Annotated in this window: 16 protein-coding genes, 1 tRNA gene and 1 pseudogene; 11 read left to right on the top strand and 7 right to left on the bottom strand. The window is 68.6% G+C overall.

The genetic code is table 11. The annotated features are described in order from the left end of the window. Positions 1-28 precede the first annotated feature (28 nt). Both ACGFH6_RS02150 and ACGFH6_RS02145 read right to left on the bottom strand, forming a co-directional pair. Positions 29-754, bottom strand: coding sequence for a DUF2993 domain-containing protein (locus tag ACGFH6_RS02150; protein ID WP_393379731.1), 726 nt, complete (start codon positions 752-754; stop codon positions 29-31). A gap of 237 nt (positions 755-991) precedes the next feature. Then, positions 992-1,951 carry an NAD-dependent epimerase/dehydratase family protein gene (locus ACGFH6_RS02145; RefSeq protein ID WP_393379730.1) on the bottom strand — a complete coding sequence of 320 codons (960 nt, stop codon included), beginning with the start codon at positions 1,949-1,951 and terminating at the stop codon, positions 992-994. A 90-nt stretch (positions 1,952-2,041) separates the two neighbouring features. Here ACGFH6_RS02145 and ACGFH6_RS02140 point away from each other — a divergent pair, with 90 nt between their 5' ends. The 3 genes from ACGFH6_RS02140 to ACGFH6_RS02130 all read left to right on the top strand — a co-directional run bounded on the left by ACGFH6_RS02140 (position 2,042) and on the right by ACGFH6_RS02130 (position 3,994). Next, entirely contained in the window at positions 2,042-2,728 is a 687-nt protein-coding gene (locus ACGFH6_RS02140) for a TetR/AcrR family transcriptional regulator (protein WP_393379728.1), read from the top strand. Next, on the top strand, positions 2,725-3,576 hold the full coding sequence (locus tag ACGFH6_RS02135) for an RNA polymerase sigma-70 factor (RefSeq protein ID WP_393379727.1): 852 nt from the start codon (positions 2,725-2,727) through the stop codon (positions 3,574-3,576). Before ACGFH6_RS02140 ends, ACGFH6_RS02135 begins: the two co-directional genes overlap by 4 nt. A gap of 70 nt (positions 3,577-3,646) precedes the next feature. After that, positions 3,647-3,994, top strand: coding sequence for a DoxX family protein (locus ACGFH6_RS02130; RefSeq protein WP_393379726.1), 348 nt, complete (start codon positions 3,647-3,649; stop codon positions 3,992-3,994). Between the two features lie 7 nt (positions 3,995-4,001). Here the strand turns inward: ACGFH6_RS02130 and ACGFH6_RS02125 are convergent, their stop codons facing one another. Both ACGFH6_RS02125 and ACGFH6_RS02120 read right to left on the bottom strand, forming a co-directional pair. Next, positions 4,002-4,289 carry a YiaA/YiaB family inner membrane protein gene (locus ACGFH6_RS02125; RefSeq protein WP_393379724.1) on the bottom strand — a complete coding sequence of 96 codons (288 nt, stop codon included), beginning with the start codon at positions 4,287-4,289 and terminating at the stop codon, positions 4,002-4,004. A 63-nt stretch (positions 4,290-4,352) separates the two neighbouring features. Further along, positions 4,353-4,613: a hypothetical protein gene (locus ACGFH6_RS02120; protein WP_393379723.1), complete on the bottom strand. Its 261-nt coding sequence runs from the start codon at positions 4,611-4,613 to the stop codon at positions 4,353-4,355. Between the two features lie 179 nt (positions 4,614-4,792). Here ACGFH6_RS02120 and ACGFH6_RS02115 point away from each other — a divergent pair, with 179 nt between their 5' ends. After that, positions 4,793-5,767, top strand: a complete 975-nt coding sequence (locus ACGFH6_RS02115) for an NAD(P)-dependent alcohol dehydrogenase (protein ID WP_393379721.1) — start codon at positions 4,793-4,795, stop codon at positions 5,765-5,767. Here ACGFH6_RS02115 and ACGFH6_RS02110 read toward each other — a convergent pair. After that, positions 5,754-6,614: an SDR family oxidoreductase gene (locus ACGFH6_RS02110; RefSeq protein WP_393379720.1), complete on the bottom strand. Its 861-nt coding sequence runs from the start codon at positions 6,612-6,614 to the stop codon at positions 5,754-5,756. The genes ACGFH6_RS02115 and ACGFH6_RS02110 overlap by 14 nt on opposite strands. Before the next feature lie 127 nt (positions 6,615-6,741). On the opposite strand from ACGFH6_RS02110, the gene ACGFH6_RS02105 reads away from it, so the two are divergent. After that, a complete protein-coding gene (locus ACGFH6_RS02105) occupies positions 6,742-7,149 on the top strand; it encodes a YchJ family protein (protein ID WP_393379718.1) in 408 nt (135 codons plus the stop codon). On the opposite strand, the gene ACGFH6_RS02100 is transcribed toward ACGFH6_RS02105, so the two are convergent. Together ACGFH6_RS02100 and ACGFH6_RS02095 are read right to left on the bottom strand one after the other, a co-directional pair. Then, on the bottom strand, positions 7,150-7,506 hold the full coding sequence (locus tag ACGFH6_RS02100) for a hypothetical protein (RefSeq protein WP_393379716.1): 357 nt from the start codon (positions 7,504-7,506) through the stop codon (positions 7,150-7,152). Positions 7,507-7,657: 151 nt separating this feature from the next. After that, a complete protein-coding gene (locus tag ACGFH6_RS02095; protein WP_393379714.1) occupies positions 7,658-8,239 on the bottom strand; it encodes a hypothetical protein in 582 nt (193 codons plus the stop codon). Positions 8,240-8,340: 101 nt separating this feature from the next. Between ACGFH6_RS02095 and ACGFH6_RS02090 the strand changes: the two genes are divergently transcribed. The 6 genes and pseudogenes from ACGFH6_RS02090 to ACGFH6_RS02065 all read left to right on the top strand — a co-directional run bounded on the left by ACGFH6_RS02090 (position 8,341) and on the right by ACGFH6_RS02065 (position 15,629). Next, positions 8,341-8,413, top strand: a tRNA-Arg gene (locus tag ACGFH6_RS02090). A 640-nt stretch (positions 8,414-9,053) separates the two neighbouring features. Further along, a pseudogene (locus tag ACGFH6_RS02085) lies at positions 9,054-9,304 on the top strand (hypothetical protein); the annotation flags it as partial. 141 nt (positions 9,305-9,445) lie between these two features. Next, positions 9,446-13,201 (top strand): discoidin domain-containing protein, encoded by a 3,756-nt coding sequence (locus tag ACGFH6_RS02080; RefSeq protein WP_393379712.1) that lies wholly within the window; start codon positions 9,446-9,448, stop codon positions 13,199-13,201. Between the two features lie 166 nt (positions 13,202-13,367). Further along, positions 13,368-13,673 carry a hypothetical protein gene (locus ACGFH6_RS02075; protein ID WP_393379710.1) on the top strand — a complete coding sequence of 102 codons (306 nt, stop codon included), beginning with the start codon at positions 13,368-13,370 and terminating at the stop codon, positions 13,671-13,673. A 13-nt stretch (positions 13,674-13,686) separates the two neighbouring features. Beyond that, on the top strand, positions 13,687-14,523 hold the full coding sequence (locus ACGFH6_RS02070) for a DUF6582 domain-containing protein (protein WP_393379708.1): 837 nt from the start codon (positions 13,687-13,689) through the stop codon (positions 14,521-14,523). A gap of 686 nt (positions 14,524-15,209) precedes the next feature. Then, on the top strand, positions 15,210-15,629 hold the full coding sequence (locus ACGFH6_RS02065; protein WP_393379707.1) for a cyclic nucleotide-binding domain-containing protein: 420 nt from the start codon (positions 15,210-15,212) through the stop codon (positions 15,627-15,629). The last annotated feature ends 141 nt before the right edge of the window (positions 15,630-15,770 follow it).

The following is a 15,770-nucleotide window of genomic DNA, read 5'->3' as shown; positions in this document are numbered from 1 at the left end:
CAAGGGGATCGTGCCCAGGGACTTGGGCTCAGGACGTGAGCTTGAGGTCCGCCGCCGTGGCGACCAGCAGCAGCGAGTCGCCCTCGACGGACACCTGCTTCAAGGTTGCGTCGAACGGAAGCTGTGGAAAAGTCAGTCCACGGGCCAGTTGGGACTTCACCGCGTTGCGCAGCACCGACGGGATGGAGTCGGACATGTCCTCGACGCCCAGCGCGATCCGGCGGCCCTTCACCTGCGGGGTGACGGCCACCTCCGCGTTCAAGCCGCCGACGGTCAGCCGCGCGTGCAGTTTGCCGTCGACGATGCGGAAGCTCAGACCCTTGATGTTGGTGCTGCGGGCGGCCAGCTTGGTCAGCTCGTCCGGCGACAGATGCACCCGCATGGCGGTCGAGTCGACCGTGACCGCCGTACCCGGCTTCTGCTCGAGCAGAGCTCGCGGCACGTGTACGCCGGACATCTCCACCACGAGATCCTGGGCGGCGACGTCGTTCGAGAAGGTCGGTTGCTTCATCGTCAGCGTGACCGAGGAGAACTTTTCCTTGGCCAGCTGTGGGAGGAACCCGAAGCCGCCCACCTCGACGGATGTGTCGGTGGCCTCCACGTCGTAGTTCGCCGCCTGGTTCTCGGCCATCGTGGCCAGCCGGTTCTCGGCGGCCCACTCCGCCGCCCGGTCGACCGCGACCGCCAGTACGCCCAGCACGATCACCGTCACCACCAACCGCCGCAACCAGCGGCCCGGTCCTCTGGATCTCATTCCTGCCCTTCCCGACAACGGCGGAACCCGTCGATCCGCACAGCTTAGTGGCCTGAGTCGGAGGTTCGACGGCGCTTTCGGCGCCCAGGCACGCACCTCGCGGCACTTGCCCAGCGCCCACGATGCTCCGCATCGAGGCCACTGCTCAGGCACCCCGATGCACGCACCTGAACACCGAAATCGCTTCGCCGAACCTCCGGCTCAGGCCACTAGGGGGCAGACGTTCGGGACGCGGATTCAGTTGGCGCCGGCGGCGCGAAAGCCGGCGACGGTTTCGCGCAGTGCGTCGTCCGTCGCTGTCGGTTTGATGCCAAAGGCAACAGTTGCGGCGGTGGAGTCGACGACGAACGGGCGACGCCACTGGTACTGCGTTTCGATCATTTCGCGAGCGTCCGGGTTGAAGAGTCCGCCGATGCGCAGTGCGATGGTCGGCATCGCGGAGATCCGGGCGGTCGGTGCTCCGGCGAGCTCGGCCGTGCGGGTGGCGAGAGCGCGGATCGACATCGGCTCCGGTGTCGGCGCGTGCCACGCCCGTCCCCAGGCGGTCTCGTCCGCGGCGGCCGCGACGAGGGTCTGCGCGACGTCGCCGACGTACGTCCAACTGTGGAGCGCATCGAGGTCGGCGGGCGCCGATGCGCGCTTGCCTTGCAGCACCTTTGGCAGCACCAGAATGGTGAACGGCGAGGCCGCGCCGGCACCGAGGTAGTCCGATCCGCGCACCTCGGCCGTCCGGATGCGGCCCGCCTTATGTGCCGCCAACGCGTCGGTCCAGAGCTTGGCCCGGACCTGTCCCTTGACGGAGTTGGGTCGCAGGGGAGTGTCCTCGGTGATCGGTCCGTCGACCTGGCCGTAGGCGTAGAGGTTGCCCGTCGTCACCAGCACGGCCCCGCTGACCTCGGCCGTATGCACCAAGGCGGCTCCCAGCGGAGGCCAGTCAGTCGGCCATCGGTGGTACGCCGGGCCCGCGCACGAGTACAGCGCCACCGCGCCTTCTGTGTGCCGCGCCAAGGCTTCGGCGTCACTCGCATCTGCCGCAACTCGCTCGATCTGGGCCGTCTCGTCGTTCTTCTGAGCAGGGCTGGGCTGGGGAGCGCGGCCGCTGCGGGTGATGAGGCGGACCTGTTCACCCCTGGCAGCGAGCAACCGAGCCGTGGCCGAGCCGACCGGACCGGCGCCGACAACGACGTGCAGGGACATGACGAACGACCTTTCGTGACAGCTGTTCTTGAGCGAGAACAATGTTCTCTAATGAGTTCACTGTACTCCATCCTGTGTCAGACTGACCCCATGTCCGCACCGTCCCTGCGCGCCCGGGTCCGCTCGGAGATGAGCCAGGAGATCAAGGACGTCGCCCGTCGGCACCTCGCCACGGACGGCGCCAACCTCTCCCTGCGCGCCGTCGCCCGGGACCTCGACATCGTCGCGTCAGCCCTCTACCGCTACTTCCCGAGCCGCGACGCCCTGCTCACCGCGCTCATCATCGACGCGTACGACGCTCTCGCCGCCGCCGCGACCACTGCGGAGGCCGCCGTACCGCGGGACGATCTCCGCGGCCGCTGGCTCGCCGTCTGTCGCGGCGTCCGCACCTGGGCGCTGGCCCACCCGGCCGAGTACGGGCTGATCTACGGCAGCCCCGTCCCCGGGTACGCCGCGCCCCAGGACACCGTCGAGCCGGCGACCAAGGTGATCCTGCTCCTCGCCGCGATCGTCACCGACGCCGGCGACCGCCTCCGCTCGCTGACCGTGTCGCCACTCACGGCACCGCTCCGCGCCGACCTCCGCCGCCTGATCCAGGAACGCCAGGGCGACATGCAGGAGGAACGACTCGACCGTGTCCTGGTTGCCTGGACGCATCTGTACGGCGTACTCAACTTCGAAGTCTTCGGCCGCCTCGACGAGATGATCGAGGCCCGCGCGGAGTACTTCGATCACCAGATGAACCTGATGGCCGATCTCACCGGCCTCCCCGCGTGACCGCCGAGACCTTCGCCGAACACCGCGGCCTGCTGTACGCCGTCGCGTACCGCGTGCTCGGCAGCGTCGCCGAGGCCGAGGACGTCGTCCAGGATTCCTGGCTGCGCTGGAGTCGCGTCGACCCGGCCACCGTCGACGACCCAGAGGGCTACCTGGTCCGAGTCGCGACCCGCCTCGCCATCGACCGCCTCCGCAGTGCGGCGGTACGCCGTGAGTCCTACGTCGGACCGTGGTTGCCCGAGCCGATGCTCACCAGTCCGGACGCGGCCGAGGACGTCGTACGCAACGACTCGGTGTCTACGGCCATGCTGCTCGTCCTGGAAGCACTGTCGCCGACCGAACGTGCTGTCTTCGTTCTGAACGAGGCCTTCGGCTACAGCTACACCGAGATCGCCCGCATCCTCGGTCGCCAGGACGCCGACGTACGGCAGCTCGCGCACCGCGCCCGCAGGGCGGTCGCGGCCCGCCGACGCCGGTACGACACCGACCGGTCCACCCAGCGGCAGGTGACGGAGAAGTTCCTGGCGGCCTGTCTCGACGGTGACGTGAAGGCGTTGATGCAGGTCCTCGCACCCGACGTCACCTTGATCAGCGACGGCGGCGGACTCACCGGCGCGCCACGCAAGCCGATCCACGGCCCGGCGTACGTCGCGCAGGCGTTCATCGTGCTGTCTCGGCGGCGCCCCGAGGGGTCCCGCGTCGAGATCCGTCAGGTCAATGGGGCACCGGGCTTCGTGATCACGTCAGGAGGTACGGCGGTCGTCGCGGCGACGTTCCACCTGGTGGATGGCGCGATCGACACCATCCACGTCGTCAGCAACCCGGAGAAGCTGACCGGCGTGAGCTGATTCACTGTCACGTCTCGGCGCGCAGTCTCGTCCGTGGGGCGCCCCAATCACCCCACGGAACGGAGCCATCGTGTTCGCCGCCTACCTCGCCGCCACGCTTCTCGCCGCCACCCTGACCGGCAGCGCGGCCATCGCCAACCTCATCGGCCACGACTACCCGAAGTCCCAGGCCGACCTGACCGGAGTCCCGTACTCCTGGATGCTCCCGCTGGGCATACTCCTCGCGGCCGGCGCCCTCGGCCTGCTGGCCGGGTTCGTCGTACCGACCCTTGGCATACTCGCGGCCGCGGGTCTCGTCCTGTACTTCGTCGGCGCCTTCGCTGCCCACCTCCGAGCGCACGATCGCCACTTCGGCCCGTGGTCGTTGTATTTCCTCAGCTCGCTGGCCGCCCTGGCCACAGGCCTGATCTACCACTGAGGACCTGTCATCCCTCGACCTTGAACGGATCATGCTCGGCCAGCAGTTTGTCGAGTCGCGCCTGATCGACCCGGGTCGTCACCTCGGACAGTTCGTGCCTATCCCGCACGACCTTGCACAAGGTCACCGTCGACGTGACGACGTACAGCAGGCCGATTGCCAGGAACGCCCGGATCCACCCGGGCGCGGGCAGGTAGACGAGCCCGAGCCCCATCGCCGTCAGCGAGGCGCCGAAGGAAAGAAGTGCCTGCCCGTAGAACGCGGCAGTCTGCGAAGGCTGAATTGTTTTCGTCATGCGGCAATCGTCAGCGCATCCCACTCGCGCCACATGCGCTGAACTACTCAACCGACGACGGCATCACGGCAGAGCGCGGCGCAGGCGAAGCTCATCGCGAATAGTGGGCGGCACGGGCAGCCGGTACGACTCCAGCGCTCTCGCGTAGGCGGTCAGTGAGGCGGCGAGGCGGCAGGCGTCGCTGCTGGGGGCGCTACCGCGCCGTGGGGTGCCTCGAGTCTCTCGATCGGCTGCCCGGGCGGACCTGACCTCGGCGAGCAGGTGCAAAAGGTCGTGATCCGCTGCCGTACGGCGCGAGATCCCGGCGAACACAGGAGTCGTCATCGGGCATCGCCTCATCCCCTGCCGGTTCCTGACATGCCGCCTGGAATGCCGTCGTTCCGGAGTCCCACCAGCCTACCCCTCTGGACTAAACGCGCCGACCGGGGTAACTTACAACGTAAGCATACATTGTAAGTATGCGGCGAGCCGGTCGGAACCGGCATCTTCAGCAGGGGGAACACATGTTGGCCATGACCCAGACGACGTACGGCGAGACCGACGTTCTCGAGCTCCGCGACATCGGTAAGCCCGCCATCGCCGCCGACGAGGTACTGATCCGCGTCCGCGCGGCCGGCGTGGATCGCGGGGTGTGGCACGTCATGACGGGCCTGCCGTACCCGATTCGCCTTGCTGGGTACGGTTTCCGGGCGCCGAAGAACCAGGTGCTCGGCATGGACGTGGCGGGGATCGTGGAGGTGGTCGGTGCCGACGTGACCAGGTTCCAGCCTGGTGACGAGGTGTTCGGTGTCGCCAAGGGTGCGTTCGCGGAGTACACCACTGCCCTCGAGCGCAAGCTCGCGCCGAAGCCGGCGAACCTGACCTTCGAGCAGGCGGCCGTCGTACCGATCTCCGGGATGACCGCCCTCCAGGGCGTGCGCGATCAGGGCGAGGTCGCGTCGGGTCAGCAGGTGCTGATCACGGGCGCGTCCGGCGGCGTCGGTTCCTATGCGGTGCAGCTGGCCAAGGCGTTCGGGGCCGAGGTCACGGGCGTTTCCGGTGCGAGCAAGATGGATCTGGTTCGGTCGCTGGGTGCGGATCACGTGCTCGACTACCGGCGCGACGACTTCGCGGCGGGACCGCAGCGGTACGACGTGATCCTGGACATCGCCGGTAACGCTTCCTTGTCGCGACTCCGGCGCGCGCTCACTCCGAAGGGGACTGTCGTCATCATGGGTGGCGAGAACGGTGGACGGTGGCTCGGCGGCACCGATCGCCAGCTGCGGGCGGTGGTGCTGTCGCCGTTCGTCAGTCAGCGCCTGCGGACGTTCATCAACTCGGAGAAGTCCGAGCATCTGATCGACCTCACGCCGCTGCTCGAATCCGGAGCAGTGGTACCGGCGATCGACCAGCGTTTCCCGCTGAGCGAGGTCCCGAAGGCCATTCAGTACCTGATCGACGGCCACGCTCGCGGAAAGGTCGTCATCACTCTGCCGTAGGTATGGCCGCAGAGGTGGGGAGACCAACGAGGTCGGCGCTCACCTGCCAGAGTCGCGTGGCGGCGGCTTCGTCGTAGCTGCGCTCGGAGGACTTCGTGGTCGCAGACTTGGCGAAGTAGCGGCCGGTCACGTGCTCCAGTTGCGGATCGGATGCGACGTGGATCGAAGTGGCGGCACCCTGAGCCGGGCGTTTCATGAAGGGCCGTAGCAGCGGTACCAGCAGTCGCTGCGCGCGGCCGGGGTCCTCGCCGCCGAACCCGGTGCTGACCAAGCCGGGGTGTAGTGCGTTCGCCGTGACGGAGGTGCCCTGCAATCTCCTGGCCAACTCGTAGCTGAACAACACGTTGGCGAGCTTCGACTGGTTGTAGGCGCGGGACCCGGAATAGTCGCGCTCATTCTGCAGATCGTCGAAGTCGATGCGACCCATCGACTGAGCGTTCGACGCCACCGTGACGACTCGGGCCGGCGCGCTCTGCCGCAGCCGGTCGAGGAGCAGGTTGGTGAGCAGGAACGGCGCGAGGTGGTTCAGCGCGAAGGTGTGCTCGAGCCCGTCGGCAGTGACATGGCGCGTATCCCAGTAGCCGCCGACGTTGTTCACCAGTACGTCGGGCCGCGGCAGCTTCCGCAGTACTTCGTCGGCAAGCCGCCGTACCTCCGCTTGCGCGGACAGATCCGCGACGAACCCATCCGCTGGGCCTACCGCGCGGATCTCCCGTACTGCGTCGTCGGTCCGCGCACTGTCCCGGCCGATGATCGCGACGTGCGCACCCATCGTGGCGAGGCCGAGCGCGGTCGCCTTCCCGATGCCTCCGGTCGCACCGGTGATCAGTACCGTCTTGCCAACCATCGACGTCGCCATGCGAACCCGCCCCCAGCGCGGACACGATGCCGCCACCATGCGTCATCTCCCGCCGCGCTGGCCCCAGCATGTGCCCCTGCCGTGGGTGTGTCCATCTACAGGCGACAATCGGGAGATGGCCAAACGTCGCGACCGTCAGCCGGCGCTCTCTCCGCTGTCGCCCTGCCCCTGCGGTTTGGACGCCGCGTACGGCGACTGCTGTGGCGCCCTCCACCAAGGGAAAGCAGCAGCCACAGCCGAACAGCTGATGCGATCCCGCTACACCGCCTTCGTCGTACGCGACGCCGGCTACCTGCTCCGAACCTGGTCAGTCGAGACCCGACCACCGACGATCGGATTCGACGACGACATCCAGTGGACCGGCCTGGAGATCCTCACCACCACCGCCGGCACCGCCTTCCACACCGAAGGCACCGTAGAGTTCCGAGCCAATTACACCCACGACGGCAGCCCAGCCACCCAGCAAGAAAACAGCCACTTCACCCGCGAGAACGGCTTGTGGGTCTACACGAACCCTGCCTGATCAGCCGGCCTTCATGTTGCCGAAGAGGCCGCCGATCACGCCGCTGACGAAGGCTGTGACCAACAGGATCATCTCCGATCCGAGTGTGCTGGTCTTGAACGCCAGCGTGATGATCGTTGCCACGAGCACCAACGCCACCGCCGCGAATCCCGCGACATAGACGAACATCCGGTGCTTCGACTCCTGCGGCATCAGGCTGTCCAGGTAGGCCTTCCGCTGCTCGGCCGTCATCTGGTCGATCGCCGCCGTCGCGACCTCGGCAGCCTGCGCGGGTTGAGCCGCGATCGCTGCCCGGATCGCCGCCACCTGCGTCGGCCGATCCGACATCGAAAATCCGTTGATGATCTCCACCGTCATGACTCCCCCTCATGAACGCGTGCGAGCAGATCTCCCCGGACCCACCCACATCCCCTGTTGGCCGAGATGGTGACACAGCGTAGTACCCCCGTCCAGACATCGCCCGGCCCAACCACAGATCGTTACCGGGGGCAGGTGAGCTGGTGCGGGGTCAGGTTTCGCGCCAGGTTTCGGCGAAGGCCAGGGCTGCGGAGCTGCCGAACCAGCCTTCTGGGTGGTGGGGCTCGCCGTGGGCGGGGACGCCGTTCACGCGGACTGAGGCTGCGGCGCAGGGGCGGGCTATGGCTGAGGTTTCGAAGCCGGTCAGGTGGGTTGTGACCTGGAAGGTGTCGAGTACGTCGCGCCATTCGAGTTCGATCGTGGTGGTGGCCGTGACGCAGGTGATGCGGTGGAACAGGTCGCCGCTGGAGGCCTCGACGAAGCGGGCCGGGACCGGTGGGGCGGTCTCGATGCCGCGGCCACGGATCGTGTCGTAGTCGCGGTAGAAGTGCTCCCAGACGTACTCGGCCAGCTCCGCGTTGTCGGCGTACATCCCGATCGGTGCGTCGGACCCGAGTCCTGATGCGACCGGATCGGCCCAGATCAGGAGCGCGCGACCCGCGCCGACGGGGGAGTAGCGCGCTGTCCACATGCTTACCAGTACGACGATGTCGTCGCTGCCGGGGCGGTAGAGAATGATCATCGGGTTCTCGCCGGCGATCTTGATGCCGCGCTGGATGATGGGCTCGACCATGCCGCCTCCTGATCTGCGGTGCATCTCCGGTCGCCTCGAATGCTCCCACGGCGCGGACCGAGGCGACGCCGACGTCCGATACGCTAGGCTCCGCGCGGTCGGCCCCCGTAGCTCAGGGGATAGAGCAGTGGTTTCCTAAACCATGTGCCGCAGGTTCGAATCCTGCCGGGGGCACCCCTTCCTGACCTGGGAAAACAGGTTCGAGGGCGGGGTGCCTGGAGCCCGCTGGGGATGCTCTCGGGGATGAATCGGTTCTAGGATCCGATCTGGGGCACCACAGAAGAGGGCTCGGGGACACGTCGAGGATCGCCCGGGCGGCGCCTTCCGCGCTGTGGTCTACGCCGGCAAGGACACCTTCACCGGCAAGAACCGGTACTTGCGCGAGGCCGCAGCTTCCGAGAAGGAGGTCGAGAAGCTGGTGACCAAGCTCCTCAACCAGGTGGACGAGGAGCGCCAGCCGCGGAGCTCGATCACGGTTCGTCAGACGATCGACAAGTGGTTCGTTGTCGCGGAGCACGAGCGCTCCACCCGGAAGCGGTTGGAGCAGCTGCTACGTACCTACCTGGGCTCGACCCAGCTGAGCAAGGTGACCGCTGAGGATCTGGAGAGGTTCTACGCCGCGCTACGGCGATGCAAGAAGCTCTGCAACGGTCGGCGCAAAGACCATGAGTGCAAGGGGCTCTCGAACAGCTCCATTCGCTCCATGCACTTCATGCTTCGCGCAGCAACGGACGTTGCCGTGCGCTACAACTACGTTCACGTGAACGCTGCCGCGCTCGCACGGCCGCCAAGCTTCAAGCGCCCGGAGCCGGACCCGGCCGAAGCCCTCTGGTCAGCCACCGCAGGCGGCGCCGCCTCGCTCCGCCGCGACGACATCGGCCGCGTGACCGTAGCGCTCGCGCCGACCTGGCCGTCCTCGACGCCCCCTCCTGTCTCCACGTGGCGTACCGCCCCGGCGCACCTCACCCAAACCTGGCTAGCCGGCCGCCCCCTCTGATGACCACTACGCTCTGCACCCGCCGCGAACCCTTTCAGTCAAGCGATCTTCCCATTTCTCATCAATGAGTAATGGGGTTTTTCCGTAGCGTGATGAAGCTCATAACAAATCGTTCGTGGTTGCATCTTTTTGCTTCTTTTTCGGTTGCCAGAGAGCGACTTGGGCTACGGTTTCGCCGCAAGGGGAGAGTCACAATCCGGGGGGCCGGCATGCCGAAACGTTTAGCGACCGCATTTTTCGTTCTCACGACAGCGGTCGTGATGGTGCTGGGCCTCATCGCCCCGCCCGCGCTGGCAGCCGAGGGTGATCCTGCGTCCTCCGTTGTGGCGACGTGGTCCTGCACCAGCAGCCCGTGCCCGTGGGGCCCGTCGGACATCAGCAACGCGGCGGTCTGGCCGGCCGCGGCCGAGCCGGTCCGGGCCCGCTACGGCTACACCGTCTCCCACGACGTGTACGCCCCGGCGCCCAAGGTGGCGGGCTGGAAGATCACCGTCACCTCGGGCAGCGCCACCGTGTACGCCGGCCCGGCCGACGACTCGCACTCGTCGCTGGCCGCGCTGTCGGCCGGCGACAGCTACACCCTGCCCAGCACGCTGAGCAGCAGCAGCATCGTGAGCGTGCAGGACGGTGGGTCGTTCGAGTACACGATCACCCCCGGCGCCCCGACCGACCCGCCGCCGGCCTCCGGTGACGGCTCGGTGCTGGCCACCTGGAACTGCACCAGCAGCCCCTGCCCGTCGGGCCAGAGCTACACCAGCCACGCGGGCGTCTGGCCGGCCGCGGCCCAGCCGGTCCGGGCCCGCTACGGCTACACCGTCTCCACCGACGTCTACGCCCCGGTGTCCAAGGTGGCCGGCTGGAAGATCACCGTCATCTCCGGCAGCGCCACGGTTTACGCGGGCCCGGCCGACGACTCGCACTCGTCGCTGGCCGCGCTGTCGGCCGGCGAGAGCTACACCGTGTCCAGCACGCTCAGCAACAGCAGCATCGTGAGCGTGCAGGATGATGGCGCGTTCCGGGTCAGCTTCACTCCGGGCGATCCGACCACGCCGCCGGCGTCCGGCTACGGTTCGGTGCTGGCCACCTGGAACTGCACCGGCACGCCCTGCCCGTCGGGTACGAGCTACACCAGCCACGCGGCGATCTGGCCCGCAACGGCCGAGCCCACCCGGGCCCGCTACGGCTACACCGTCTCCCACGACGTGTACGCCCCGGCGCCCAAGGTGGCCGGCTGGAAGATCACCGTCACCTCGGGCAGCGCCACCGTGTACGCCGGCCCGGCCGACGACTCGCACTCGTCGCTGGCTGCGCTGTCGGCCGGCGACAGCTACACCGTGTCGAGCACGCTGAGCAGCAGCAGCATCGTGAGCGTGCAGGGCGGCGCCGCGTTCGAGTACACGTTCACCCCGGGTGAGCCGGTCACGCCCCCGCCGGCCGGCGACGGCGAGTCGGCCCGGGTGACCTGGACCTGCACCAGCAGCCCGTGCCCGTGGGGTCCGTCGGACAGCGGGTACGCCGCCGTCTGGCCGGCCGAGGCCGACCCCAGCCGGGCCCGCTACGGCTACACCGCCTCGCACGACGTCTACGCGCCGGCCCCGCAGGTGGCGAACTGGAAGATCACCGTCACCTCGGGCAGCGCCACCGTGTTCTCCGGCCCGGTCGGGGACTCGCACGCGTCGCTGGCCAACCTGTCGGCCGGCCAGAGCTACACCGTGCCGACCACTCTGAGCGGCAGCAGCATCGTCAGCGTGCAGAGCGGTTCGCCGTTCGAGTACGCCTTCGTGCCCGGCCCGCCGGTCCCGCCGACGCCGCCCGCCTGTACCGACCCCACCACCTGCGACCCGGTCTCCTGGGTCAACGCCCGCTGGCGCTACGCCGGCACCGGCGAGAACCCCGGTGACTGGTACGGCGGCGTGATCACCTGGCCGGTCGGCACGGCCTACCAGGGCAACGGCCGCGCCGGCGACAACGCGCGCGACGTCTACACGGAGTCGGGCGTTCCGCTCTACCCGTACATGGGTGCCTGGGCCGACGGGTGCACCGTCCGCGTGGTCACCGGCCGGATCCTGATCATCGAGTGGGAGCGCGGTACGGACGAGTGGCGGGAGACCCGCGTGAACGCCGGCCAGGCGTACACCATCTCGCTCAGCGGCTCCGAGGACGGCGCCATGATCGAGACGGACAACGACGTCCAGCCCTTCACGCTCTCGGTGAGCAACTGCACCCCGCGGCCGCTCTCGGAGTCGAACAACCGCCTCCCGGTGGCGAACGCCGGTGCGCCGCAGTCGGTCGTGGCTGGTACGACCGTGACCCTGAACGGGTCCGGCACCGACGCCGACGGCGACGACCTCACCTACGCGTGGACCCAGACCGGTGGACCGGCGGTGACGCTGTCCAGTACGACGGCGGCGAAGCCGACCTTCACCGCTCCGTTCTCGGCGTCCACGCTGACCTTCAGCCTGGTGGTGCGGGACGGCCAGGCCAACAGCGCGGCCGCGACCACCACAGTGACCACCACCGCGGTCAACCAGGTGCCGGTGGCGAACGCCGGTACGGCGCAGACGGTCAACACGGGTACCACGGTGACGCTGGACGGCTCCGGCAGCCGCGACGCCGACAACGACCCGCTCACCTACACGTGGACCCAGACCGGTGGGCCGGCGGTGACGCTGTCCAGCCGGACGGTGGAGAAGCCGACGTTCACCGCCCCGTCCACCAAGACCACGCTGACGTTCAGCCTGGTGGTGCGGGACGGCAAGGCCAACAGCGCCGCCGTCACCACCACGGTCACCACCAACACGGTGCCGGTGGCGAGCGCGGGGGCGGCGCAGTCGGCCGAGCCCGGCGTCACCGTGACGCTGGACGGCTCCGGCAGCCGCGACGCCGACAACGACCCGCTCACCTACACCTGGACCCAGACCGGTGGGCCGGCGGTGACGCTGTCCAGCCGGACGGTGCAGAAGCCGACCTTCACCGCCCCGGCCACACCGGCCACGCTGACCTTCAGCCTGGTCGTGCGGGACGGCAAGGTGGACAGCGCGGTGTCCACCACCACGGTGACCGTCACCGGTCCGAACCTGGCCCGGGGCAAGACCGCCACCCAGTCGAGCACCAGCGGTACCGCGGTGGCGGCCCGGGCGGTGGACGGCAACACCAACGGCGTGTTCGCGAGCGGCTCGGTGACCCAGACCAACACCTCCACCCAGCCGTGGTGGCAGGTCGACCTCGGCTCCGCGGCGGCCGTCTCCACGGTCACGGTGTGGAGCCGGACCGACTCGAACCGGATGGGCAGCGGCTCGGTGTTCATCTCCTCGACCGACATGAACGGCCGGTCGATGTCCTCGCTGCAGGCCGACAACTCGGTGAAGAAGATGTCGTTCTCGGCATTCTCGTCCACCACCAACAGCCTGACCCTGAACGCGGGCAACGCCACCGGCCGGTACGTACGGGTCCAGCTGTCGAGCATCTTCACCACCCTGAACCTGGCCGAGGTGCAGGTCGGCGGCACCACCGGCGCCGTGAACCTGTCCACCAACCGGCCGGCCACGCAGTCGTCGACCGACGTCGGCACCGCCGCCCGGGCCGTGGACGGGAACACCAACGGCGTCTTCGCCGCCGGGTCGGTGAGCCGGACGGCGTCCAGCTCGCAGCCGTGGTGGCAGGTCGACCTGCTGACCAATTCCCGGGTCGGCAACGTCACGGTGCACAACCGGACCGACGCCTCGGCCGACAAGCTGAACAACGCGGTGGTGTTCCTCTCCACCGCCAGCATGTCGGGCCGGACCTACGCCCAGCTGATGGCCGACTCCACGGTGACCAAGCTGAACCTCGGGGCGACGCCGGGGGCGGTCACCAGTCTGCCGACCAACACCGTGGCCCGCTACGTCAAGGTGCAGTCGCCGGCCACCAGCGCCGGTGTGATCAGCCTGGCCGAGGTCACGGTGACGGGCACCCAGCCCAACTGACGCACGACCAGGGATCCGTCTCGGTTCGTTCCATCGACGAAGCGCACGGTCCGGGCTCCACGCCCGACCGACCGTGTGAGGAAAGCCGGCGATGAGCGAGCCCGGACGAATCCTTCGTGCGCGGCGGGTCCGCTGGCGAGATCGTGACCGGAGAGGGGTGCTCGACGTGGCGATGACGAGCCGGGGCCGGGCGTCGTTCAGCACGATGTCGATCTGCGGGAACGGCAGCACCTGGCCACGGTCCGGAGGAGTCGTCGTGCCTCGAGCGGCACTCCTGGACCTGGAGTTGGGTGACGCGCCATGGCGCGGTCGCGCCCAAACTGGCTTGTGCGACCCCGACGTTCCGGGCCACGCGAGCCATCGGGACTTCGATCCAGCCGAGGTCCTCGAGGGCCTGTCCCGCCAGACTGGCACCCGGCTGGGCGTACCGATGGCCGTCGGCTTCGACGCCTTGAACCTGGGCTGGGCGTAGTCTCAGGACTCACATGGCCCGACTGGACGCGGCGAAGCGAGCCGACCTGCCGGACAGCGCATTCGCGTACGTGGACTCACGAGGCCGGCGGAGGCTGCCGATCCACGACGAGTCGCATGTCCGGAACGCGCTGTCTCGCTTCAACCAGGTCAGGTTCGAGGACGACCGTGCCCGGGACCGTGCGCGGAAGCGGCTGCTGAACGCCGCCAAGAAATACCGGATCGTGCCGGTCGGGTTCATCGCCGGCCAGCTGCGGTCGGAGCGCGAGTTCGGCGAGCTCGCGGGCCGGGAACCGGTGCGGCTGCCGACCGGTTTCGTGACAATGCTGATGACCGACGTCGAGGACTCGACGGCGCTGGTCCATCGTCTGGGCGAGCGCTACGGGACACTGATCAACGACGTGCGGACGCTGCTGACCGACGCGGCGGCGCAAGCCGCCGGTGTCGTCGTCGACGCGCGAGCAGACGAGTTCTTCGCGGTGTTCGAGACTCCCGCCGCCGCCCTTGACACGGCAGTCGCGGTACAACGTGAGCTGCCTGGACGAACGTGGGCCGACGGTCTCCGGGTGCGGGTCCGGGCCGGGATCCACAGCGGCTACCCGACGCTGAACAAGGGGGCCTACATCGGCATGGCCGTCCATACCGTGGCACGCGTCTGTGCGATTGCGCACGGCGGCCAGATCCTTGCCTCCGGCGACACCAGGCTCGCGGCGCGCGAGTCGGCGCCGCCCGGGGTGCGCTTCCGGAGTCTCGGTGACCACCGTCTGCGCGGCCTGCCGGAACCGGTTCCGTTGTACCAGGTCGTCACGGCGGGACTCGTCGGACGCTTCCCGCCGCCGCCGACCCGATGAGTGTCAGCCGCGTCGCACCACGTGGCAGGCCAGCTGATGGGCTGGAGCCACGTCGCCAAGGTCGTTGCTCGGATCAACCAGTTGACGAGCGGTGAGGTTGCCCTGAGGTTGAGCGCCGCTGCGCGGGCTGGCACGGCGGGTCCGGCTGCCTACGGCCTCGAGACCCGGCGACCAAGTCCCGGTGGTTCTCCGGCGCCGGCCTGTATTGACACAACCATTGACGGACTTGTTGCTCCAGGCAACCGCCCTCCAGCTGGTCGCTTCTGCCAGGTCCACATCGATGGTGCCGTTCGGTAGCCAGCTGTGATACCCGACTGGATGCACCGACCTAAGCGGGGCGGGACCTCGGGCCGGTGGTGGCGCCGCGCGACGGTGGCCGCGCGGGCGGCGGGTCTCGTGACCCGCCGACGGAAAGCCGCGAGCGGGGACCAGGCGGTCGACCCGCAGACCGGCCGGTCGACCCGGCACGGGGCCGGATGACGGGGCGGGCGCTGGTGGCGAGGCGGAGACGCCGGCGGTAGCCCGGGCCAGGCCAGACCACCCGGCAGCAGTTCCACCTGGTCCCGGATGTGTCCGAGACGGGTCTCGGAGTGACCGGCGGAGCATGAGAGAACAGACACAGGGGGCCCGCACCAAGGCCGGGTGGTGGCTTTCCATTGATACGAGCCCCGTACTATGATCCCGTCGTGCCACTGCGCCGCGACGCCAAGGTCGAGCTCCTGAAGAAGGTGCCGCTCTTCGCCGGGTGCTCGAAGAACGAGCTCCGCGAGCTCGCCAAGACCGCAGACGAGTTGGACGTACGCGAGGGAACCGTCCTCACCCGCGAGGGCAAGCCGGGACGGGAGTTCTTCGTCCTCATCGAGGGCACAGCGCGGGTGACGAGGAACGGGAAGAAGATCGCTGACCTCGGTCCCGGCGACTGGCTGGGCGAGATTGCGCTCATCACGAACAGCCCGCGGACCGCGACCGTCACGACGACATCGCCCGTCGACCTGCTCGCCATCACCGACCGCCGCTTCCACTCGGTCGTCGAGACCATGCCGTCGATCGCGCTCAAGGTGCTCTCGAGCGTCGGCGAGCGGCTCACCCGAGACGCGAGGAGCTGAGCCGGCCCCGATCCGGAGCCGTTGTACTGGGCTGCCATGCGGATACCGATCGGAGCCTGGTGGTCAGCCTGCTGGGGATGCGTCCTTGATCGGCACCGACGTGCGGTGATATTCGAGGCTCGACATGACCTACTGCACCTT

Origin of the sequence: Kribbella sp. NPDC049227 (genome assembly GCF_043197265.1) — a bacterium.
Lineage (GTDB): Bacteria > Actinomycetota > Actinomycetes > Propionibacteriales > Kribbellaceae > Kribbella.
This window is presented reverse-complemented; position numbering and strand designations above follow the sequence as displayed.

Excerpts from the sequence above, each read along its gene's own strand:
- ACGFH6_RS02100 (WP_393379716.1), bottom strand. The coding sequence starts at position 7,506 with ATGACGGTGGAGATCATCAACGGATTTTCGATGTCGGATCGGCCGACG.
- ACGFH6_RS02120 (WP_393379723.1), bottom strand. The coding sequence starts at position 4,613 with ATGACGACTCCTGTGTTCGCCGGGATCTCGCGCCGTACGGCAGCGGAT.
- ACGFH6_RS02140 (WP_393379728.1), top strand. The coding sequence starts at position 2,042 with ATGTCCGCACCGTCCCTGCGCGCCCGGGTCCGCTCGGAGATGAGCCAG.
- ACGFH6_RS02125 (WP_393379724.1), bottom strand. The coding sequence starts at position 4,289 with ATGACGAAAACAATTCAGCCTTCGCAGACTGCCGCGTTCTACGGGCAG.
- ACGFH6_RS02070 (WP_393379708.1), top strand. The coding sequence starts at position 13,687 with ATGGCCCGACTGGACGCGGCGAAGCGAGCCGACCTGCCGGACAGCGCA.
- ACGFH6_RS02105 (WP_393379718.1), top strand. The coding sequence starts at position 6,742 with ATGGCCAAACGTCGCGACCGTCAGCCGGCGCTCTCTCCGCTGTCGCCC.
- ACGFH6_RS02110 (WP_393379720.1), bottom strand. The coding sequence starts at position 6,614 with ATGGTTGGCAAGACGGTACTGATCACCGGTGCGACCGGAGGCATCGGG.
- ACGFH6_RS02095 (WP_393379714.1), bottom strand. The coding sequence starts at position 8,239 with ATGGTCGAGCCCATCATCCAGCGCGGCATCAAGATCGCCGGCGAGAAC.
- ACGFH6_RS02150 (WP_393379731.1), bottom strand. The coding sequence starts at position 754 with ATGAGATCCAGAGGACCGGGCCGCTGGTTGCGGCGGTTGGTGGTGACG.
- ACGFH6_RS02115 (WP_393379721.1), top strand. The coding sequence starts at position 4,793 with ATGTTGGCCATGACCCAGACGACGTACGGCGAGACCGACGTTCTCGAG.
- ACGFH6_RS02145 (WP_393379730.1), bottom strand. The coding sequence starts at position 1,951 with ATGTCCCTGCACGTCGTTGTCGGCGCCGGTCCGGTCGGCTCGGCCACG.
- ACGFH6_RS02080 (WP_393379712.1), top strand. The coding sequence starts at position 9,446 with ATGCCGAAACGTTTAGCGACCGCATTTTTCGTTCTCACGACAGCGGTC.